This window comes from Polaribacter sp. Hel1_33_78 (assembly GCF_900106075.1).
GTDB lineage: Bacteria > Bacteroidota > Bacteroidia > Flavobacteriales > Flavobacteriaceae > Polaribacter.
Window position 1 is genome coordinate 1,729,306 of record NZ_LT629794.1, and the last position, 20,724, is coordinate 1,750,029.

General features: G+C 30.6%; 18 protein-coding genes and 1 other RNA gene. 8 read left to right on the top strand and 11 right to left on the bottom strand.

Annotated features, from left to right (window positions below):
* Positions 1-153 precede the first annotated feature (153 nt).
* The 7 genes from BLT88_RS07340 to BLT88_RS07370 all read left to right on the top strand — a co-directional run bounded on the left by BLT88_RS07340 (position 154) and on the right by BLT88_RS07370 (position 9,365).
* Positions 154-2,475, top strand: coding sequence for an ATP-dependent helicase (locus BLT88_RS07340; RefSeq protein WP_091953970.1), 2,322 nt, complete (start codon positions 154-156; stop codon positions 2,473-2,475).
* A gap of 140 nt (positions 2,476-2,615) precedes the next feature.
* Complete coding sequence (locus BLT88_RS07345; RefSeq protein ID WP_036786260.1) at positions 2,616-3,278, top strand: DUF4290 domain-containing protein; 663 nt, start codon at positions 2,616-2,618, stop codon at positions 3,276-3,278.
* Positions 3,279-3,281: 3 nt separating this feature from the next.
* Complete coding sequence (murA, locus tag BLT88_RS07350; protein WP_091953972.1) at positions 3,282-4,592, top strand: UDP-N-acetylglucosamine 1-carboxyvinyltransferase; 1,311 nt, start codon at positions 3,282-3,284, stop codon at positions 4,590-4,592.
* Between the two features lie 106 nt (positions 4,593-4,698).
* Positions 4,699-5,247, top strand: a complete 549-nt coding sequence (locus tag BLT88_RS07355; RefSeq protein WP_036786262.1) for a nucleotide exchange factor GrpE — start codon at positions 4,699-4,701, stop codon at positions 5,245-5,247.
* Between the two features lie 77 nt (positions 5,248-5,324).
* On the top strand, positions 5,325-6,452 hold the full coding sequence (gene dnaJ / locus BLT88_RS07360) for a molecular chaperone DnaJ (RefSeq protein ID WP_036786263.1): 1,128 nt from the start codon (positions 5,325-5,327) through the stop codon (positions 6,450-6,452).
* 155 nt (positions 6,453-6,607) lie between these two features.
* Positions 6,608-6,916, top strand: an RNA gene (rnpB, locus tag BLT88_RS07365) — RNase P RNA component class A.
* A 181-nt stretch (positions 6,917-7,097) separates the two neighbouring features.
* Positions 7,098-9,365, top strand: a complete 2,268-nt coding sequence (locus BLT88_RS07370; protein ID WP_036786264.1) for an aconitate hydratase — start codon at positions 7,098-7,100, stop codon at positions 9,363-9,365.
* Positions 9,366-9,668: 303 nt separating this feature from the next.
* Here the strand turns inward: BLT88_RS07370 and BLT88_RS07375 are convergent, their stop codons facing one another.
* Together BLT88_RS07375 and BLT88_RS07380 are read right to left on the bottom strand one after the other, a co-directional pair.
* Positions 9,669-10,532: a hypothetical protein gene (locus BLT88_RS07375; protein ID WP_036786265.1), complete on the bottom strand. Its 864-nt coding sequence runs from the start codon at positions 10,530-10,532 to the stop codon at positions 9,669-9,671.
* Positions 10,533-10,710: 178 nt separating this feature from the next.
* A complete protein-coding gene (locus BLT88_RS07380) occupies positions 10,711-12,915 on the bottom strand; it encodes a DNA mismatch repair protein MutS (protein WP_091953973.1) in 2,205 nt (734 codons plus the stop codon).
* A gap of 128 nt (positions 12,916-13,043) precedes the next feature.
* On the opposite strand from BLT88_RS07380, the gene BLT88_RS07385 reads away from it, so the two are divergent.
* Positions 13,044-13,706, top strand: coding sequence for a uracil-DNA glycosylase (locus BLT88_RS07385; protein WP_091953974.1), 663 nt, complete (start codon positions 13,044-13,046; stop codon positions 13,704-13,706).
* 58 nt (positions 13,707-13,764) lie between these two features.
* Here the strand turns inward: BLT88_RS07385 and BLT88_RS14140 are convergent, their stop codons facing one another.
* The 9 genes from BLT88_RS14140 to rlmD form a co-directional block, all read right to left on the bottom strand.
* Entirely contained in the window at positions 13,765-13,902 is a 138-nt protein-coding gene (locus tag BLT88_RS14140; RefSeq protein WP_156105381.1) for a hypothetical protein, read from the bottom strand.
* Between the two features lie 17 nt (positions 13,903-13,919).
* Positions 13,920-14,780, bottom strand: a complete 861-nt coding sequence (locus tag BLT88_RS07390; protein WP_091953976.1) for a substrate-binding domain-containing protein — start codon at positions 14,778-14,780, stop codon at positions 13,920-13,922.
* A complete protein-coding gene (locus tag BLT88_RS07395; RefSeq protein ID WP_091953977.1) occupies positions 14,781-15,650 on the bottom strand; it encodes a nucleoside phosphorylase in 870 nt (289 codons plus the stop codon).
* 380 nt (positions 15,651-16,030) lie between these two features.
* Positions 16,031-16,354 (bottom strand): translation initiation factor, encoded by a 324-nt coding sequence (locus BLT88_RS07400; protein ID WP_091953979.1) that lies wholly within the window; start codon positions 16,352-16,354, stop codon positions 16,031-16,033.
* A 121-nt stretch (positions 16,355-16,475) separates the two neighbouring features.
* Positions 16,476-17,423, bottom strand: coding sequence for an isopenicillin N synthase family oxygenase (locus tag BLT88_RS07405; protein ID WP_091953980.1), 948 nt, complete (start codon positions 17,421-17,423; stop codon positions 16,476-16,478).
* A 60-nt stretch (positions 17,424-17,483) separates the two neighbouring features.
* A complete protein-coding gene (locus BLT88_RS07410; RefSeq protein WP_172824276.1) occupies positions 17,484-18,188 on the bottom strand; it encodes a DUF6048 family protein in 705 nt (234 codons plus the stop codon).
* The gene (locus BLT88_RS07415; RefSeq protein ID WP_091953983.1) at positions 18,169-18,624 is read right to left on the bottom strand and encodes a DUF6452 family protein; all 456 of its coding nucleotides are present in this window, start codon (positions 18,622-18,624) and stop codon (positions 18,169-18,171) included. Before BLT88_RS07415 ends, BLT88_RS07410 begins: the two co-directional genes overlap by 20 nt.
* Before the next feature lie 4 nt (positions 18,625-18,628).
* On the bottom strand, positions 18,629-18,919 hold the full coding sequence (locus BLT88_RS07420) for a 4a-hydroxytetrahydrobiopterin dehydratase (protein ID WP_036786280.1): 291 nt from the start codon (positions 18,917-18,919) through the stop codon (positions 18,629-18,631).
* Between the two features lie 194 nt (positions 18,920-19,113).
* A complete protein-coding gene (rlmD, locus tag BLT88_RS07425; protein ID WP_091953985.1) occupies positions 19,114-20,568 on the bottom strand; it encodes a 23S rRNA (uracil(1939)-C(5))-methyltransferase RlmD in 1,455 nt (484 codons plus the stop codon).
* Positions 20,569-20,724 lie beyond the last annotated feature (156 nt).

The window sequence follows — 20,724 nt, forward strand, 5'->3', positions numbered from 1 at the left end:
AATCTTAAGATTTGTAATTTTTTTTGACATTAAATGAGCAGATATTGTTCTTTCTTTTTAATTAATAACTTGTGAATAAAAAGTAACCATCTTCTTTTAAAAAACGAATAGTTTGGCTAAATTCACGTTTTCAAATACTTTCAAAACAAACAATTGAATACTTATTTAGATTCTTTAAACGAAGCACAAAAACAAGCTGTCTTGCAAAAAGACGGACCAATGATTATTATTGCAGGTGCTGGTTCTGGTAAAACACGGGTATTAACATACAGAATTGCACATTTAATGCAGCAGGGTGTAGACGCATTTAATATTTTATCGCTCACATTTACGAATAAAGCGGCAAAAGAAATGAAGGCAAGAATAGCTGGAGTAGTTGGATCTAGTGAAGCTAAAAATCTTTGGATGGGAACTTTTCATTCTGTTTTTGCAAGAATTTTACGATCAGAAGCAGATAAATTAGGCTTTCCATCAAATTTCACTATTTACGATACACAAGATTCAGTTCGTTTAATTTCATCAATTATTAAAGAAATGAATTTAGATAAAGAACGGTATAAACCAAAACAGATTTTAGGCCGAATTTCATCTTTTAAAAATAGTCTTATAACGGTTAGGGCGTATTTTAATAATGCTGATTTACAAGAAGCAGATTTGCATGCAAGCCGACCAAAAGTAGGGGGTATTTATCGAGCTTATGTAGACAGGTGTTTTAAAGCAGGTGCTATGGATTTTGATGATTTATTGCTGAGAACAAATGAATTGTTGGCTCGTTTTCCTGAGACTTTAGCTAAATATCAAGATCGTTTTAGATATATTATGGTAGATGAGTATCAAGATACAAATCATTCCCAATATATTATTGTTAGAGCTTTGGCTGATAAATTTGGAAATATTTGTGTTGTTGGTGATGATTCTCAAAGTATCTATAGCTTTAGAGGTGCAAATATTCAGAATATTTTAAATTTTCAAAAAGATTATCCTGATGTAAAAACCTTTAAGCTTGAACAGAATTATAGATCCACAAAAAATATAGTGAACGCGGCAAATTCTGTAATTGCAAGAAATAAAACAAAGTTAGATAAAGAAGTTTGGACGAGTAATGATGATGGAGACTCTATAAATGTAATGCGTACAATTTCCGATGGAGAAGAAGGTAGGTTTGTGGCACAATCTATTTGGGAAAACCAAATGAATCATCAATTAAGTTCGGATAGTTTTTGCGTTTTGTATAGAACAAATTCTCAATCTAGAGCAATTGAAGATGCGTTGCGTAAAAAAGGAATTGATTATAAAATATATGGGGGAATTTCATTCTATCAGAGAAAGGAAATCAAAGATATTTTGTCTTATTTAAGGATTCTAATCAATCCAAATGATGAAGAAGCGTTAAAAAGAATTATTAATTATCCTGCTCGTGGAATTGGTGCAACGACTATAGATAAGTTAACGATAGCGGCAAATCATTATAAAAAATCTATTTTTGACATTATTAAATATATTGATAAAATAGATTTAAAAATAAATTCTGGAACTAAAAATAAACTTCAGAATTTTATGAATATGATGTTGCGACTGCAAATTGAAGCGGAAACTAAAAATGCTTTTGAAATTGCTGAGATCGTTGTAAAACAAACGCAATTAATCAAAGATTTAGAAAAAGACGGAACCCCAGAAGCTGTTAGTAAAGTTGAGAATGTACAAGAATTATTAAATGGAATTAAAGATTTTATAACTGATAAAATCGAAGAAGGAGAAGACACTTCTTTAACCACATTTTTAGAGGATGTTGCTTTGGCTACTGATTTTGATGCCAAAAAAGATGATGACAAACCAAGTGTGTCCTTAATGACGATTCATCAATCTAAAGGATTAGAATATATGTATGTTTATATTGTTGGATTAGAGGAAAATCTATTTCCATCAGCAATGAGTATGAGCACAAGAAGTGAACTTGAAGAAGAGCGCAGATTGTTTTATGTAGCTTTAACAAGAGCAGAGAAAGTTGCTTATTTAAGTTATGCACAAACTCGTTACCGATGGGGGAAACTGGTGGATGCAGAACCGAGTAGGTTTTTAGAAGAAATAGATGATCAATATCTACATTATATCGCCCAAAAAACTCCTGAATCATCCATAAATAAGTTTATAGATAAAAGTATTTTTGAGGACGCACCAAAAGGAATTCGTTTTCAAAAACCGATTCAGCGTAAAAAGATGGAGCGTGATTTGTCAAAAAAGAAGGAAATTATAATTCCTAAAAATTTAAAAAAAGTATCGCAAGCTTCATCAAAAACTAATTTATTTGATGGCAATATTGTTGTTGGAAATATTGTTGAGCATAATAGATTTGGGAGCGGAGAAGTGATTTCTTTAGAAGGAAATGGGCCAAATAAAAAGGCAGAAATTAAATTTGGAACTGTTGGAAAAAAGAAACTATTATTGCAATTTGCAAAATTAAAAGTGATTGGTTAGAAATCTTTAATAAAACTAAAAATAAATCGTTATTTTGCAACATTAAATAACTACAAATTATAACTTGTCAGTTCTAGTATTTTCTTGTGATTAAAATGAACAAAGAAAATACATAGAGAATACTTCTCAAAAATAAATAAATGACATTCGATTTAGAGTACAATTCAGAAAGACCGTTAATGATTATACCAGAATACGGCAGACATATTCAAAAATTAGTAGACCACTGTTTGGCTATAGAAACTAAAGAAGAGCGTGATAAAATGGCGAAAGCTATTGTAGATGTGATGGGGAATTTACAACCACATTTACGAGATGTTCCAGATTTTAAGCACAAACTTTGGGATCAATTATACATTATGGCAGATTTTAAATTAGATGTAGAATCTCCCTATCCTCAGCCGTCTAAGGAAGAGTTGCGAGAAAAGCCGGAAGCCTTAGCATATCCAAAATCAGCTTCAAGATATCGTTATTATGGAAACAACATTCAAACAATGATAGATATTGCTTTGAGTTGGGAAGATGGTGAGAAAAAAGAAGCGCTCGTATTTACAGTGGCTAATCACATGAAAAAATGTTATTTAAACTGGAATAAAGATACTGTTGATGATGCTGTAATTTTTAAGCATTTATTTGATTTATCTGATGGAAAGTTAGATTTAAGAAATACTAAAGAAGCACTTTCTGAGAGTAAAAATTTATTAAGAAAGCCTCGCACACAAGGACAGGGTCACAATAGTTCTAAAAGTTCTCATAAGAAACCAACACATAATAACCAGCACAAAAACAGAAAAAAATATTAGTATATGGCATCATTTAAAATTGAAGGCGGTCATAAATTAAAAGGAACAATTACTCCACAAGGAGCAAAAAATGAGGTTTTACAAATACTTTGTGCAGTTTTACTTACTCCAGAAAGAGTAGTCGTAAATAACGTTCCTGACATTATTGATGTAAATAAATTAATTTTTATACTAGGAGAGTTAGGTGTAAAGGTTGAAAAATTAAATAAAAACTCTTATGCTTTTCAAGCGGATGAAATTAATTTAGACTATTTAGAATCTGCTGATTTTAAAAGAGATGGAGGTTCATTACGAGGGTCTATTATGATAGTTGGTCCGTTACTGGCTCGTTTCGGACGTGGTTATATTCCGCGCCCTGGAGGAGATAAAATTGGTCGCAGACGTTTAGATACCCATTTTGAAGGTTTTGTTAGATTAGGAGCAAAATTTAGATATAACAAAGAAGAATATTTTTATGGAGTGGAAGCAGATGAATTATTTGGAACAGAGATGTTACTAGATGAAGCATCTGTAACAGGTACTGCTAATATTCTAATGGCATCAGTTTTAGCAACAGGAACTACAACCATCTATAATGCTGCTTGTGAACCATATATTCAACAGTTATGTAAAATGTTGAATTCTATGGGAGCAACTATAAAAGGGGTTGGTTCTAATTTGTTAAAAATTGAAGGTGTTAAGAAGCTAATGGGCTGCGAGCATACAGTTTTACCAGACATGATAGAAATTGGGTCTTGGATTGGTGTCGCAGTAATGACAAAGTCTGAATTGACTATAAAAAATGTAAGTTGGGAAAACTTAGGCCAAATTCCAAATGTATTTAGAAAACTAGGAATCCAATTTGAAAAAAGGGGAGATGATATTTATATTCCAGAACAAAAATCTTACGAGATTCAGAATTATATAGATGGATCTGTTTTGACAGTTTCAGATGCTCCTTGGCCAGGATTTACGCCCGATTTATTGAGTATTGTTTTAGTGATTGCAACACAGGCAAAGGGAACTGTTTTAATACATCAAAAGATGTTTGAAAGCCGTTTGTTTTTCGTAGATAAATTAATAGACATGGGCGCTAAAGTTATTTTATGTGATCCTCATAGAGCAACAGTTATTGGTCAAAATTTTGAGAGTGCATTAAAAGCAACCAAAATGACTTCACCAGATATTAGAGCTGGTATTTCATTATTAATTGCTGCGCTATCTGCAAATGGAACAAGTATCATCAATAATATTGAGCAAATAGATAGAGGTTATGAAAACATAGAGGCTCGTTTAAAATCTATTGGTGCTAAAATTGAAAGAATAGAAGATTAAGACTTTCATGATAATATAAGTATTAAAATAGTGTCAGATTGACACTATTTTTTTGTTGGCAACATTTTTGCCTATTGATGCTATATAATTTAACGATTACAAAGAAATGAGTAAAAAAGAAAATATCCAAGAAGAAGAAATAGATAACGAACAAAAAACTGTTCAAATTGAGGAAAATCAGGAAGTTGAAGTAGAAAATGTAAAAGAAGAGCCTACAGCAGAAGAATTAATTCAAGCTGAAAAAGATAAATTTTTACGTTTGTTTGCTGAGTTTGAAAATTATAAAAAAAGAACATCTAGAGAAAGAATAGAATTATTTAAAACTGCCGGACAAGAATTAATGACATCTTTACTGCCAATTGTTGATGATTTTGAGCGTGCGCTGCCACATATTGAAGAAGGTCAAGAATTAGAAGAGTTAAGAAAAGGTGTCGTATTAATTTATCAAAAATTCTACAATACTTTAGAGCAGAAAGGCTTATCAAAAATAGAAACTGTACAAGGAGATATGTTTGATGCTGAAATTCACGAAGCAATTACACAAATTCCTGCTCCATCAGAAGATTTAAAAGGAAAAATAATTGATTGTGTTGAAAAAGGATATAAATTGGGAGATAAAATTATTCGATATCCAAAAGTAGTAATAGGACAGTAATTCGTTACTAAGTTTTTTAGTACTTAGTTTACAGCCGTTGACTGAAGATTAAATATTAAAGAACCAAATTAAACAATATGGCAAAACAAGACTTTTACGAAATATTAAACATTTCAAAATCTGCTTCTCAAGCAGAAATTAAAAAGGGATACAGAAAAATGGCAATCAAATATCATCCAGATAAGAACCCGGATGATAAAAATGCTGAAGAAAATTTCAAAAAAGCTGCTGAAGCTTATGAAGTTTTAAGTGACGAAAATAAAAAAGCACGTTATGATCAATATGGTCATGCTGCTTTTGATGGCCCTCAAGGAGGAGGAGGCTTTGGTGGTGGTGGAATGAATATGGATGACATATTCAGTCAATTTGGAGATATATTTGGCGGCGGCGGAGGCGGTTTCGGCGGCTTTGGTGGCGGCGGACAGCGTCAAGCAAGAGTAAAAGGAAGTAATATGCGTATTCGTGTAAAACTAACATTAGAAGAAATCGCAAAAGGTGTAGAAAAGAAAGTAAAAGTTCGCAGAAAAGTACAAGCAGATGGGGTTACTTATAAAACCTGTACTACATGTAACGGTTCTGGTCAGCAAATGCGGATTACAAATACCATTCTAGGTAGAATGCAAACTGCCACTACTTGTGGTACTTGTTCTGGAGCAGGAGAGATTCTAAGTAGTAAGCCTAGTGGAGCAGATTCACAGGGTTTAATAGTAAAAGAAGAAACAGTCTCAATTAATATTCCTGCAGGTGTAACTGAAGGTGTACAATTAAAAGTTGGCGGAAAAGGAAATGACGCACCTGGAAAAAACGCTATCTCAGGAGATTTATTAGTTTTAATTGAAGAAGTTCAGCACGAAACTTTAAAAAGAGAAGGAACCAATATTCATTACGATTTATATATTAATTATTCTGATGCAGTCTTAGGAACGAATAAAGAAGTTGAGACAGTTTCTGGTAAAGTGAAAATTAAAATCGAAGCAGGAACTCAATCTGGGAAAATTTTAAGACTTAAAGGAAAAGGTTTACCTAGTATAGAGCGTTATGGGACAGGAGATTTCTTAATTCACATAAATGTTTGGACGCCTCAAGTATTAAACAAAGAACAAAAGCAGTTTTTTGAAAAAATGTCGGATGATGAAAATTTTACACCAAATCCAAATACATCAGATAAATCATTTTTTGAAAAAGTAAACGATATGTTTTCTTAAAAAAAGTACATTTATTCTATTAAAATATTTCTGGTAACTCATTTTAATATATATTTGTTTTGTTATTGAGAAATCGATAACACTTTTTCTTTTTCATAGCAATTTTTCCCACTCAAAATTTTATTTTGAGTGGGTTTTTTAAAGTTAAAATAATATTAGCAGACTTATCTTATCGCCCTGAACTTGATTCAGGGAGGAAAGTCCGGACACCATGGAGTAATCATAGCGGATAACATCCGTCCAACGTAAGTTGAGGACAAGTGCAACAGAAAGCAAGTACAGTTCGGCTGTAGTGAAACCAGGTAAACTCTATGAGGTGCAATGCCATGTAAATTAGAGCTTGAGAGCTACTCGCTCGATTCTAAAGGGTAGGCAGATAGATTCTGAAAGTAATTTTAGAACTAGATAAATGATAAGAACCTTATTTTAGGGTACAGAATTCGGCTTACAAGTCTGCTTTTTACTTTTATTTTATGAAATTCGCATAAAAAACCTCAAAATATGGGTTTTCATTAAATTAAATGCAGTTTTATTTAAAATAAGTTTTATTTATTGATAAATTACTGCAATCTATTATTTATAGTTTAAAATTGATTTTATTACTGTAAATTTGTTTTTCAAACCTCTTAAAAACTTATATATAATATGGCTTTTGATATTGATATGATTAAGCAAGTGTACGCTTCTATGTCAGAACGTGTTGACGCTGCTCGCGAAATTACAGGAAGACCTTTAACGCTTTCTGAGAAAATTTTATACACTCATTTATGGGATGGTAATCCTGAAAAAGCATTTGTAAGAGGAAAAGATTATGTGGATTTTGCTCCAGACAGAATTGCTTTACAAGATGCTACTGCCCAAATGGCATTATTGCAATTCATGCAAGCAGGTAAAAGCAAAGTAGCAGTCCCTACAACGACACACTGTGATCATTTAATACAAGCTAAAAACGGAGCAAGTACAGATTTACAATCAGCTTTAAATACCAGTAATGAAGTATTTAATTTTTTAGAGTCTGTTTCTAATAAATATGGTTTAGGTTTTTGGAAGCCAGGAGCTGGAATTATACATCAAGTAGTTTTAGAAAATTATGCATTTCCAGGAGGAATGATGATCGGTACAGATTCACATACAGTGAACGCTGGAGGATTAGGTATGATTGCAATTGGAGTTGGTGGAGCAGATGCTGTGGATGTTATGGCAGGTATGGCTTGGGAATTAAAGTTTCCAAAACTAATTGGAGTAAAGTTAACTGGGAAACTTTCCGGTTGGACTGCACCAAAAGATGTTATTTTAAAAGTAGCTGGTATTGTTTCAGCGAAAGGAGGAACTGGAGCTATTGTAGAATATTTTGGTGAAGGCGCAAAAGGAATGTCGTGTACCGGAAAAGGTACCATTTGTAATATGGGCGCAGAAATAGGAGCAACAACTTCTACTTTTGGGTATGATGAGTCTATGGAACGTTATTTGCGCGCTACAGACAGAGATGATGTGGCTGATGCGGCTAATAAAGTTAAAGAATATTTAACTGGTGATGCTGAAGTATATGCAAATCCAGAACAATATTTTGATCAAGTTATCGAAATTAATCTATCAGAATTAAGTCCGTTATTAAATGGACCATTTACACCAGATTTATCTACAAAAGTAGGTTCAGAAATGACTACTATTGCGAATAAAAATGATTGGCCATTAAAAGTAGAATGGGGTTTAATAGGTTCTTGTACAAACTCTTCTTATGAAGATTTATCTAGAGCTGCTTCAATAGCCCAACAAGCAATTGATAAAGGTTTAGGTACAAAGGCTGAATTTGGAATTAATCCGGGTTCTGAAAAAGTGCGTTATACAGCCTCTAGAGATGGCATTTTAGAAGTTTTTGAAAATTTAAATGCTAAAATTTTCACAAATGCTTGTGGGCCATGTATAGGTCAATGGGCTCGTTATGAGGATCCTAAAAATGCACCTAAGAATTCAATAATTCATTCTTTTAATAGAAATTTTGCAAAACGTGCAGATGGTAATCCTAATACACATGCTTTTGTTGCATCACCAGAAATGGTTGCAGCCATTACTATTGCTGGAAGATTAGATTTTAATCCGATGACGGATAAACTAATAAACAGAAATGGGGAAGAAGTAATGTTAGATGAACCAACTGGATGGGAATTACCTCCAAAAGGTTTTGAAGTAAAAGATGATGGTTATTTAGCGCCAGAAGAAGATGGAAGTGGAGTTGATATTAATGTAAATCCAGATTCTGAAAGGTTAGAATTATTAACAGCTTTTACTCCTTTAGGAAATGATTTATCTGGAGTGAAATTATTAATAAAAGCGCATGGAAAATGTACAACAGATCATATTTCTATGGCTGGACCTTGGTTGCGTTACAGAGGTCATTTAGATAATATTTCTAACAATTGCTTAATTGGTGCAGTAAATGCCTATAACATGAATACCAACTTTGTAAAAAGTCAGTTAAATGGAGAATATGATGCTGTCCCAAAAACAGCTAGAGCCTATAAAGCTGCCGGAATTAATACAATTGTAGTTGGAGATCATAATTATGGTGAAGGTTCTTCTAGGGAACATGCAGCTATGGAACCACGTCATTTAGGTGTTGCCGCAGTATTGGTAAAATCTTTTGCTAGAATACACGAAACAAACCTTAAAAAACAAGGTATGTTAGGGTTAACTTTTGCTAATGAAGCTGATTATGATTTAATTCAAGAAGACGATACTTTTAATTTTATAGATTTAAATGAATTTACTCCAGGGAAACCATTAAACTTAGAAGTTGTCCATGCTGATGGAAGTAAAGACATGATAATAGCAAATCACACTTATAATAAAGGACAAATAGAATGGTATAATGAAGGGTCCGCGTTAAATCTAATTAAAAAGCAAAACGCTTAAAATAAAATATTTTGATATAGAAACTCCTGAAGAAATTCAGGAGTTTTTTTATGCAAATAAAAAATGCCAATATAGTTCTAACTAAAATTTCGCAACAACTAAAAAACCAATTATTAAATTTAATTAGCATTAATTTTCAAAGGTATTTTATAGATTTCTCATTTTTCATTCCTCTTAATGCAACTAGTTTATATTTTATTAACCTTTAATTTATCAAAAATAAAATCGATAGTAAAAAACAGATATTTAACTTTTTTCATTAACATATTACAAGTCAAAAAAAGAAGTGAAAAAGTAGTCTTGTTATTTAGTTAAGACTTGTTGTAGTGAAAAATTAATACACTTTTCGAATTCTTCCTTAGATAAAGAAAGAAAATCTCCAATTCCTTTGTGCATATTTGGGTTATAGTGTCTAGTAGATCTTTTTAAATTAAAGAATGTTCCTTTTGTATCTTCGATTATGTCAGAGGCATTAAATACAGGTGAAAAATCTTTTATCTCTTTTTCTTTAGTCCAAAGTACATTTCCTTTTTTATTAGAGGCTATAATCATTATTTTAACTTTGAATTGTATAGATTTTATCTTATTATTTTTATGGACTTTTGCTGTAAATTTTGAGATTCCTAAGTTCTCGAAATGTATTTTTATTTCATAATACTCATCAGCTTTAAATTTGACCCTTTTTAGTTTTTTATTTGGCAAAGAAAAGGATAGTTTATTTTTTCCAGTAGCATTTGTGACTACATTACCCATCATACCCAAAGCTTTACCGAACATTTTACCTGCCTTTGATTTCTTTTTAAAATAATTCACAGTTTCTGCATCTGTATTGGTTGCTATGATTGCAGATAAGCCTGATAATAATTTATCGGTCTCTTTGGAATTAAACATTTCATAAGTATTTACATTATTAGGGTTATCAAGTCGATTTCTCTCTAGAAATCTTTCATCAACTTTATCCCTATACATAGCATACCCCATTTTATGTATAAAAATTGAGTTATCAGCATTTTTAACCAAAGCACGCTCCATCAAATCTTCATCGACATTTAATTGAACTTTATAAATGAACCCTTTTTTTTCAAAAATTTTACTATTGTTTTTAATTGAAAAAGAAAATAAGAATACTGATATTATTGAACAGAGAAATAATTTACTTTTAGTCATTTTTTTAAATTAAGAGATTAGTAATTGTTACTTATTATGTGAATTTTATATTGTTGACTAAATTTACCAGATGAAATAAATTATGATAAATTAATGCACTTTGTTAAGAAAACAATCTTTGTTTTGCTAATATAAAAAAATATTTTAATAAGTCATATATTAATAAAAAGCCATAATACTATTTTGCTTTCTGAACGAGCTCTATTTTTTCTAAAGAAGTTTTGGTTGTAAAAATACCGTAATTAATGGTGATACTTTTTTTATCAATTTTATCAATGGTACCAACAGAATTTGAATCTATAATTCTTACTTTGTCATTTATTTTATAAATATAGGTTGCTTTTTCTTTGGCGATTTTTACTTCTTCTTGTTTCTTTTCCTTGCGCACTTCAACCACTTTTTCTAAAACCTCTTTTTCTACTTTTTTAATCACATCTTGAAGTTGTTTTTCAACAACCTTAGCTTTTTGTTTCTGTGATTTTGTTTTCGGATTTAAAGGATTTTTTTTCGCATATTTAACCTTTTCATCAACAACCCATTTATTAAAATTGGTATTCAATTCTTTCTTATTGTTATTCTGAAAGTATTTGTTTAAAAATTCGTTAATTTTTCTTCCTAAAGAAAGCATTCTTTGGTTATTGTCATATAATTCTTGAAATCCCGCTAATTTCAACTGAATTTTATCTTCCTTTTCTTGTAAACTTTCTAAATGCTCTTGTCCCTTCGATTTCTGCTTTTCTAAATTATCAGAATTTCTCTGTAATTTGGTTCTTTCTTTTTGCAATTTAGAAATGGTTTTATCTAAACGGACTTTTTCAGTATCTACACGTTTTTTTGCTTTATTGATAATGCTAAAAGGAATTCCGTTTTTTTGCGCCACTTCAAACGTAAAAGAACTTCCAGCTTGTCCTATAAATAATTTATACAAAGGTTCCAAACTGTGCTCATCAAACTGCATGTTTGCATTGGTAACATTCTCTAGTTCGTTTGCTAATACTTTTAAATTGGAGTAGTGGGTTGTTATAATTCCGAAAGCTTTTTTCTCATAAAACTCTTCTAAGAAAATTTCTGCCAATGCACCACCCAATTCAGGATCTGAACCTGTACCAAATTCATCAATTAAAAAAAGTGTTTTTTCATTACATCTGCGTAAAAAATAACGCATATTTTTTAAACGATAACTATAGGTACTTAATTGGTTTTCAATAGATTGATTATCTCCTATATCTGTTAAAATAGTATCAAAAATATAGGTTTGACTGCGTTCGTCCACGGGAATTAAAATACCACTTTGCAGCATTAATTGTAATAAACCAATCGTCTTTAAAGTGATACTTTTTCCCCCAGCATTTGGACCAGAAATAACAATAATTTGTTGTTTTTCATTCAACTCTATAGACTGGGAAATAGTTTCTAAATTTTGTTCTTTATTTTTTCTCCATAAAATTGGATGCAATGCATTTTTAAAAAAAACTCTTTTTTCTTTCGTAATTAAAGGTAAAATAGCATTTATTTCTCGTGCATATTTTGCTTTCGCACCTACTAAATCTGTATGCACTAAAAAACCCAAATATTCTTCTAAAAGAGGTGTAAAAGGACGAATAGTTTCGGCTAGTGTTCGTAATATTTTAACAACTTCCTGCTTTTCTTCATACACTAAATTTTGAAATTCTCTGCTATAGGCAAGTGTTGCTTGTGGCGCTATATATACAATATTACCAGACTTTGAAGATCCTAACAAGCTTCCCGCAATTTTACGTCTATGCATTGCAGAAACTGCTAAAACACGTTGATTATCTACAATGGTTTCTTTAATATCATCTAAATACCCTGCTGCAATAGCTTTTGACAAAGCACTTGAAAAACTAGCACCAATTTTACCACGAATATTATTAATGTCTCTTCTAATTTGTTTTAGAACAGAAGAAGCATTGTTTTTTACTTCACCAGAAATATCAATGATCTTTTTAATTTCGTCATCTATATAAGACGTAAATTCTATTTTTTGAGAAAGCTCATAAAAAGCAGGAAACTGAATTTTAAATTTCTTGAAAAATTTTATTAATTCATTTACGGTTAAAGAAGTAGTTGCAATTTTTAAAAAGGCTTCTGTATCTAAAAAACTATTTTCTATTGCCAAACGTTTTACACTTTCTGTAATATTATCAAAACCATGATTTGGCACTCTATTTTCACTTTGAAAAGAAGATAGGTATTCATTTACCAAATGCAACTCTATAAATAGCTGTTTTCTGCTACTTATGGGATGAATTTCACGCACACTTTCTTTTCCTAAACCAGAAATACAATGTTCCGATACATGCTGTAAAACAGTCAAAAATTCTAAATCCTGTAATGTTTTTTCTGAAATATTAGTGCTCAAATTCGTAATTTTGATATATTAAAGATTGTAAGTTCGAGTATCGTTAAAATAAATAAAAAACAACTTTCCACGTCACTCTAAAAGAAATTGTATATAATTATTAATCTTTGTAACAAAAATAAGAAACAATGACGCTAAAAATGGCTGTTAGCTGGAAAAATATTTTACAAAACGAATGTGAAAAACCATATTACAAAAATTTAATCAATTTTGTAGAAAAAGAATATAATCATCATCAATGTTTTCCAAAAAAAGAAGACATTTTTGCTGCATTTAAATTTTGTTCTTTGAACGACCTGAAAGTAGTTATTATTGGTCAAGATCCTTATCATGGAGAAAACCAAGCAAATGGTTTGTGTTTTTCTGTAAAAGACGGAATTAAGCATCCACCCTCTTTAGTAAATATTTTAAAAGAGATTGCTACAGATGTAGGTAAAAAATATCCACAAAGTGGAAATTTAGAAAAATGGGCAAAACAAGGAGTTTTACTTTTGAATGCCACTTTAACCGTAAGAGCTCATGAAGCTGGAAGTCATCAAAATCATGATTGGGAAACTTTTACGGATCAAGTAATTTCGAAAGTTTCTGATGAAAAAGAAAATGTAGTTTTTTTACTTTGGGGCAAATTTGCAGAAAGTAAAATAAAATTAATAAACATGGACAAACATAAAGTGTATATTGCTCCGCATCCTTCACCTTTAGGTGCTTGGAGAGGTTGGTTTGGGAGTCAACATTTCTCTAAAACCAATGAATATTTGAAATTTAATGGAAAAAAGGAAATTGACTGGTAAAAAAAAATCCGCTTAAAAAGCGGATTAATTGAATTTAAAATTAAGAAACAAGTAAATTTTATAATAGATCAACTTGTTGTAATGTTGTTTGAATAGTTATACTATCTGCTAAACCACAAGATTGTGATGTGCTTCTACAAGATGAAAAACAAATGATTCCGATAATACAAACTGCAATAAATACTGCTTTTTTCATGGTAATTTTTTTACAAGTTAAATATACATATTTTTTATGAAATTGCCCGAGATTTGCTTCTCTTTAATAACGTTAAATTGAACCATTTTATTTTGTATTCGTGTTATTAAATTTTTGGTAATAGGCTTACCGTCATTCCATTCTGTAATTTTTAACCATTTCTGAATGTCTTCTAATTGTTGCTCATACCTTTTTGCCAAAGTTTGATCAATAGCATCCCTATTTTTAAAGTATTTTGTTTCAAAATTTATAATATCTAAAACCTTTTTTACTTCCTCAAAATTATTTTCTAAAACTTCATTTCTAACTGCGACAACAAAACAGGGCCAAGGAGTTGGGCAGTCGTCAATTCTTCTAAAAACGCCTTGATCTACCAAAGGTTTTGTGGTAAAATGTTCCCACATAAAATAATCTGCTTCACCATTGGTAAGCGCATTAATTCCGCCTTGTAAATTGCTAACTACTTTAAAATTTAATCTAGTAACATCCCAACCTTGGTTGTATGCATTTACAATAGCCATTAAATGCGATCCAGAACCAAACCGACTAATAGCAATTACAGCATGTTCTAAGTCATTAATTTTTTTGAATGACGATTTTGCACCCACATGAATCCCCCAAATTAAAGGTGTTTTTACAAAAGTCTGTACAATTTTAGATGGATTTCCTTCAGCAATATCTTTAATAATTCCTTCTGTTAATACAATAGCTATATCTACTTCCCCAGAACGCAATGCTGCACACATTTGTCCTGTTCCTCCTGGAAAATCTTGCCAACGTAAGTTTATATTATGATTACTATATTCTTTATTTTTTAAGGTGACATACCATGGATAGTTAAAATGCTCTGGAACACCACCAACTTTTAGGTTTGTCATTTACTCAACTAATTTCTCAAGTGTATATTCTATTAAATCGGCTACGACTTTCCCTGGATTTTCACTAAAAGTTCCGTTCGCTCTATTCGCAATAATTGCATTGATAGAACAAGCCTTATGACCTAACAATTTCGACAAACCATAAATAGCAGAAGTTTCCATTTCCAAATTGGTAATTCTATCTTCTTTAAAATGAAAGCTATCTATTTTATGGTTTAGATCAGGATCTTGCAACGCCAGCCTTAAAACTCTCCCCTGAGGTCCATAAAATCCACCAGCAGTCGCTGTAATTCCTTTATATGTTTTTTCTGAAGTAATTTTATTTTCTAACTCACTAGAATTTTTAATGACTAAAGGATGTGCTTTTTTAGAACTCCAATTTGTATGCGCTACAAAAGCATTTTCTATTTCTAAATTTGAAATTTCATCAATTTGATAGGAGTGAAGCAAACCGTTTAAATCTAATCCATGAGAACTTACCACAAAAGAATCTACAGGAATATCTGCTTGTAGAGATCCAGAAGTACCAATTCTAACAATATTTAGAGAAGTTACTTTTTCTTTTGGTTGCCTTGTTTCTAAGTCAATATTTACAAGAGCATCTAATTCGTTTACAACAATATCAATATTATCGGGACCAATTCCGGTAGAAATAACTGAAAATCGTTTATTTTTATAAGTTCCTGTTGTGGTTTTAAATTCACGTTTTTGAGTAGTGAATTCTATGGAATCAAAGTGTTTAGATATTTTATCTACTCTATCTTGATCGCCAACGAAAATAATATTGTCGGCAATATTTTCTGGTCTTAAATTTAGATGATAAATACTACCATCAGGGTTTAAGATTAATTCAGATTGTTGAATACTCATTTAAGCTGTAATTTGTAACATTTTTATTTCTCATTGTAAGATAAAAAACTGCATATATTAGAACCTCTAAGATAAGAAATAAGATTTCTTCTGTTCCTATAAAATTGATTAGATTTCGAATAAATACTTTATTTTTCTCGATAATCTTATGGGGCTAAAAGTAGTAGATAAATTCTTTAAAGTTTCCATATAATGCCCCTTTGGAAATCTATAAAATTATAGGTTTCCTAATGATGTTATATAAGTTTAGAAATTATTTATTATCCTAAGTTTTTTTCTGCAGTAATTTTTAAAACTATCTTTTTACTTTAATTAATTTAGATTAAACTAATGTGTAATACTGTAAATAAGTTGGTAATATGTTTTTGAATGATAAATAATTAACCTCCAACTCTTTTTACTTGAAATCCCTTCCCTTTCAACATAGCCATAATCTTATCTCTATAATCTCCTTGAATAATAATTTTATCATCTTTAAAACTACCACCAACACTTAATTTTGTTTTAATTTCTTTAGCGAGCATCTTAAAATCTGAAGTAGCTCCAGTATAGCCTTCTAATATTGTTATTGGTTTTCCTTTTCGTTTTTCATACTTACAAAGTATAGGAGCATCTTGCAACCAAATACTTGGTTTTTCTACTGCTGGTTCAGCAGTTTCTTGATGCTCAGGAAACAAATTTTTTAATTGATCTTTAAAATCCATATTAGCCCTTCTTCAGCTCCCAAAAAGGAAGCAATTAAAATTGAATGTTTTGATTTATATTTTAAGTAATTATTTCTTATTTATTTATTCATTCCTTGCTTACAGATGTGCATAAACACTTTTACTTCTTTAAGCCTAATTCTTTTAAACGTTCCTCCAAAAATACACCAGCAGTAATATCTTCAAATTGTTTAGGATTGTTTTCATCAATACAATTTTCTAACACATCAAGTTTCATATCGGATACAGGATGCATAAAAAATGGTATCGAATAGCGTGAAGTACCCCACATTTCTTTTGGTGGGTTTGTAACTCGGTGAATTGTGGACTTTAATTTATTGTTGCTATGCCTAGAAAGCATATCTCCCACATTAATCATAATTTCATCTGATGCTGCCATGGCATCAATCCAATCTCCTTTATGATTTTGAACTTGTAAACCTTTTCCTTGAGCGCCCATTAATAAAGTAATTAAATTTATATCTCCATGCGCTGCTGCTCTTTCTGCACCTTTTGGTTCATTTTTGATTGGCGGATAATGAATTGGACGTAAAATACTATTTCCGTTTTTTATATAATTATCAAAATAGGTTTCTTCTAAATCCAAATATAAAGCCAAAGAGCGCAGCACATATTTTGCTGTTTTTTCTAACATTTTATAGGTTTGTTTTCCTACTTCATTAAATTTAGGCAACTCTTCTACATCTATGTTTTTGGGATATTCTTTTGCATATTTAGAATCTTCATTAACATATTGTCCAAAATGCCAAAACTCTTTTAAGTCTCCTTCTTTTTTTCCTTTAGCAGATTCTTTTCCAAAAGAAACATAGCCTCTTTGACCTCCAATTCCTGGAATCTCATATTTTTCTTTTATTTCTGTTGGTAAATCAAAGAAGTTTTTAATTTCAGAATAGAGGTTATCAACTAATTTTTCATCTAAAAAATGACCTTTTAAAGCAACAAAACCAATATTTTCATAAGCATGTCCAATTTCATTAATAAATTTTTGCTTTGTACTTTCATCATTAGATAAAAAGTCGGTTAAATTAACGCTAGGTATTTTGTCCATTATTTATAATTTTAAAAATGTCATATAAATCTACTAAAAATTAATAACAAATAGTAGGTTTTATTTCCTCTTAAAAGGAATTAAGTAACTTATGGTATAATTAAAACCAAAACCAGTGCTACTTTCGAAGATTCTATTAAATCCTGGCGAGAATAAAGTTTTAAAATTCTCTGGTTCTTTCGCATTCATTAAGACTTTATAGGAAACACTGGCACTTAAAAAAAGGTTTTTAAAAGTTTCTACTTTAATTCCAAATACAAATTCAGACCAATGTGCATTCAAACTAGATGCCGTTATTGACGTATTTATGCTATTTGAAGGAAAATAAGTGCTATTTACATTGGGAGTGTAACTATTTAAAGTTTGATCAAAAAGACTAAATCCATACCTATATCCCAATAAAATTTCATTATTCATATCTAACCAATTTTCATAAACATTGTAGTTAAAACCCAGACGTAAATAACTTCCTTTTGAAGTGGAATTTGTATAATCTTCTTCTGATGTCTTTTCTTCATAACCCATTTCTGTGGCTATAAAAAAACGTTTAGAAATTCTATAATCTCCAACAATTTCAAAACCACTGTATAGACCATTAATACTCGACAATATGGGTTTACTAATATCAATTCCAATACGAATTCCGTAAGGTGATTTATAGATTATTGTGTCTTTACCAGTTTCCTTAACGGTTGTCTTTTGTTCTTGAGAAAACCCATTCACAAAAACAAAAAGAAAATAAAAACTAATGAAATATTTGCACATGCGCTTCATTTTGATGATCGATAGTGGTAACTGCTTCTGGCGTAAAATCTGAAATCCAGGTATTATCTGATATAAAAGTCACCTCATTAAAAATAGTTCTGAAACCACAAGAGCGTGAAATATACTCATCTTCCGGGGTATATTTTATGGTAAATTGATTAATCGTATTTCCTTTTGAAAAATTATACACTGTTTCTGTAGCTAAACTATTTAATGGTATGTATATAGAATCTGCACTAATGTTTTCGAAAATAGTATCTTTTCCTTCCGCCCAAATATAAAAAGAACTCACACTTTTTAAGGCTTCTCTATTGTTTGCATCATAAAAACGTAGCACTAAATTTGGAGTAATCGGATTTTGAACACAAAAATCATCTTTCTCACAAGCAGAAATAATAATGATTGATAAAAAAATAAATATAATTATTTTCCTCATAAAACTAATCTTCAACTTCTACAATTTTATTAATCGCTTCTGCTAATTCAAAATCTAATGCTGTAACACCCTGTGCATCATGTGTTTTTAAAGTTATATCCAAAGTGTTATAGATATTTGTCCATTCTGGATGATGATTTAAGGCTTCACATTCAAAAGCAATTCTATTCATGGCAGACATACAATCTTTAAAATTATCGAACTCAAAATCTGTGTGTAATGCATCATCATAAAAATCCCAATCTTGCAGAGATTTTAATCTTTTACTAATTTCAAAGTCTGTTAATTTTTTCATCTTTTTGATTTTTATACGCTTAAAAAAGTTTATTTCTAGATTCGTTTAACTAAAAATTTGCAATCACTTATGATTTTAATTACAGGTTCGTATATGAATTTAATGTATTCTTAAACTTATCTGTTTTTTTTGTCTTGCTAAAATAGTCGCATTTTCATAAATAAAACCAAATTCTTTATAAATTATAAATTCATTTAACATTTTTCAAATAAAACGACAGTCTCTATATGGGCAGTATGAGGAAATTGATCTACCAAACTTATCTTTTTTAGTTGATAACCAGCTTCTCTTAATAACTCTGTATCTCTTGCTTGTGTTGCAGGATTACAAGAAACATACACCATTCTGTCTGCATTTAAATTGATTATTTTTTGTAAAGTTTTTGGTGCAATACCTGCTCTTGCAGGATCTAAAATTATCGTCTTTATTTTACTTTCATATTCAGGGTGATTCGTTAGGAATTTACCAACATCTGCCGCATAAAACTGTAATCCTTCTATCTTATTTCTTTTGGCATTTTTTTGTGCATCCTCTATGGCAGAAGCAACAATATCTACGCCTACAATCTTAGCATTATCGCTTCTAGAAGCAACAATTTGTCCGATAGTTCCTGTTCCACAAAACAAATCCATAACCACTGTATTATCTACTTTAGACTTATCTTCTAAAACGTATTCTACTACTTTGTTATATAATTTTTCTGCACATTTTGGGTTTGTTTGAAAAAAGCTTTTCATACTAATTTCAAAATTTAAACCTAATAGTTCTTCAACAATTTTGTCTTTTCCATACACCAAATTGATACTTCCAGAAGTCGCAATTGTTCTATCTCCAGTTTCATCGTTTATGGTATGTAACAAACCTGCTAAACGTTCTCCAAAAATGCCTTTTAAAAAGGACGCAAATTTTTGTAGATTAAATTTTTCTAAATCGGGAGATGTAGTAACTAAATTACATAATAACTCATCTGTTTTAAAAGATTTACGAACAACAAAATATCGAAAAAATCCTTCTTTTTTTGGTCCATGCCAAGGTTCTAAACCTGTTTTTATACAATACGATCTTATGTTCTTTAAATTGTCTTCCATTTGCTTATCAAACAGACCAGAATCTTTTTCCAAATTATCGCCCATCCACCAAACACCACGTCTTTTAAAACCTAATGTAAATTCATCTTTATCTCTTTTTGAAACTCTATCGTACCCAATAGCAGAGAAACCATATTCCATTTTATTACGATAATGAAATACATTTGGAGATGTAATAAATTCGTCAAATAGATTTTTTATATTTTCTACTTTACCAATTCTTTCAAAAAGAGATAACGTACTTTCTTTTTTATATTGATGCTGAAATTCTATTGGTAATTGAATATAGGGTGCACCTGGAATGTCTTGAAACGGTACCTCTACCTCATTTTCAGAGGATTCTAAAACATCAATCAATTTAGCTTCTGCATAATTTTTACTAGACTTGCTTATTTGCGCTTTCACCAATTGGCCAGGTAAAGTGTTAGGAACAAAGACAACGAAACTACCTTCCTCGGATTTAATTCTTGCAATTCCTTTTCCTCCAAAAGCATAATCTTCAATTTTTAATTCTAAAATTTGATTTTTTTTTACAAATTTATTTCGTTCTCTGCGTGGCATTCTTTCAAATTTAATGAATCGCAAAATTAAGAAAATTTAATGCATAGTCTATCAGATAAGAATTTATTTCATTTCCAGATATTTCACTACTTTTGTAAAACTTCGGGGATGATTTCTTTCCCACGCTGAATTTTCAGTTTTTACTGAAAGGATAAA

Bases quoted from the DNA above. Each gene is read 5' to 3' on its own strand.
- BLT88_RS07345 (WP_036786260.1), top strand. From the start codon at position 2,616: ATGACATTCGATTTAGAGTACAATTCAGAAAGACCGTTAATGATTATA.
- murA (WP_091953972.1), top strand. From the start codon at position 3,282: ATGGCATCATTTAAAATTGAAGGCGGTCATAAATTAAAAGGAACAATT.
- BLT88_RS07355 (WP_036786262.1), top strand. From the start codon at position 4,699: ATGAGTAAAAAAGAAAATATCCAAGAAGAAGAAATAGATAACGAACAA.
- dnaJ (WP_036786263.1), top strand. From the start codon at position 5,325: ATGGCAAAACAAGACTTTTACGAAATATTAAACATTTCAAAATCTGCT.
- BLT88_RS07370 (WP_036786264.1), top strand. From the start codon at position 7,098: ATGGCTTTTGATATTGATATGATTAAGCAAGTGTACGCTTCTATGTCA.
- BLT88_RS07375 (WP_036786265.1), bottom strand. From the start codon at position 10,532: ATGACTAAAAGTAAATTATTTCTCTGTTCAATAATATCAGTATTCTTA.
- BLT88_RS07385 (WP_091953974.1), top strand. From the start codon at position 13,044: ATGACGCTAAAAATGGCTGTTAGCTGGAAAAATATTTTACAAAACGAA.
- BLT88_RS14140 (WP_156105381.1), bottom strand. From the start codon at position 13,902: ATGAAAAAAGCAGTATTTATTGCAGTTTGTATTATCGGAATCATTTGT.
- BLT88_RS07390 (WP_091953976.1), bottom strand. From the start codon at position 14,780: ATGACAAACCTAAAAGTTGGTGGTGTTCCAGAGCATTTTAACTATCCA.
- BLT88_RS07395 (WP_091953977.1), bottom strand. From the start codon at position 15,650: ATGAGTATTCAACAATCTGAATTAATCTTAAACCCTGATGGTAGTATT.
- BLT88_RS07400 (WP_091953979.1), bottom strand. From the start codon at position 16,354: ATGGATTTTAAAGATCAATTAAAAAATTTGTTTCCTGAGCATCAAGAA.
- BLT88_RS07405 (WP_091953980.1), bottom strand. From the start codon at position 17,423: ATGGACAAAATACCTAGCGTTAATTTAACCGACTTTTTATCTAATGAT.
- BLT88_RS07410 (WP_172824276.1), bottom strand. From the start codon at position 18,188: ATGTGCAAATATTTCATTAGTTTTTATTTTCTTTTTGTTTTTGTGAAT.
- BLT88_RS07415 (WP_091953983.1), bottom strand. From the start codon at position 18,624: ATGAGGAAAATAATTATATTTATTTTTTTATCAATCATTATTATTTCT.
- BLT88_RS07420 (WP_036786280.1), bottom strand. From the start codon at position 18,919: ATGAAAAAATTAACAGACTTTGAAATTAGTAAAAGATTAAAATCTCTG.
- rlmD (WP_091953985.1), bottom strand. From the start codon at position 20,568: ATGCCACGCAGAGAACGAAATAAATTTGTAAAAAAAAATCAAATTTTA.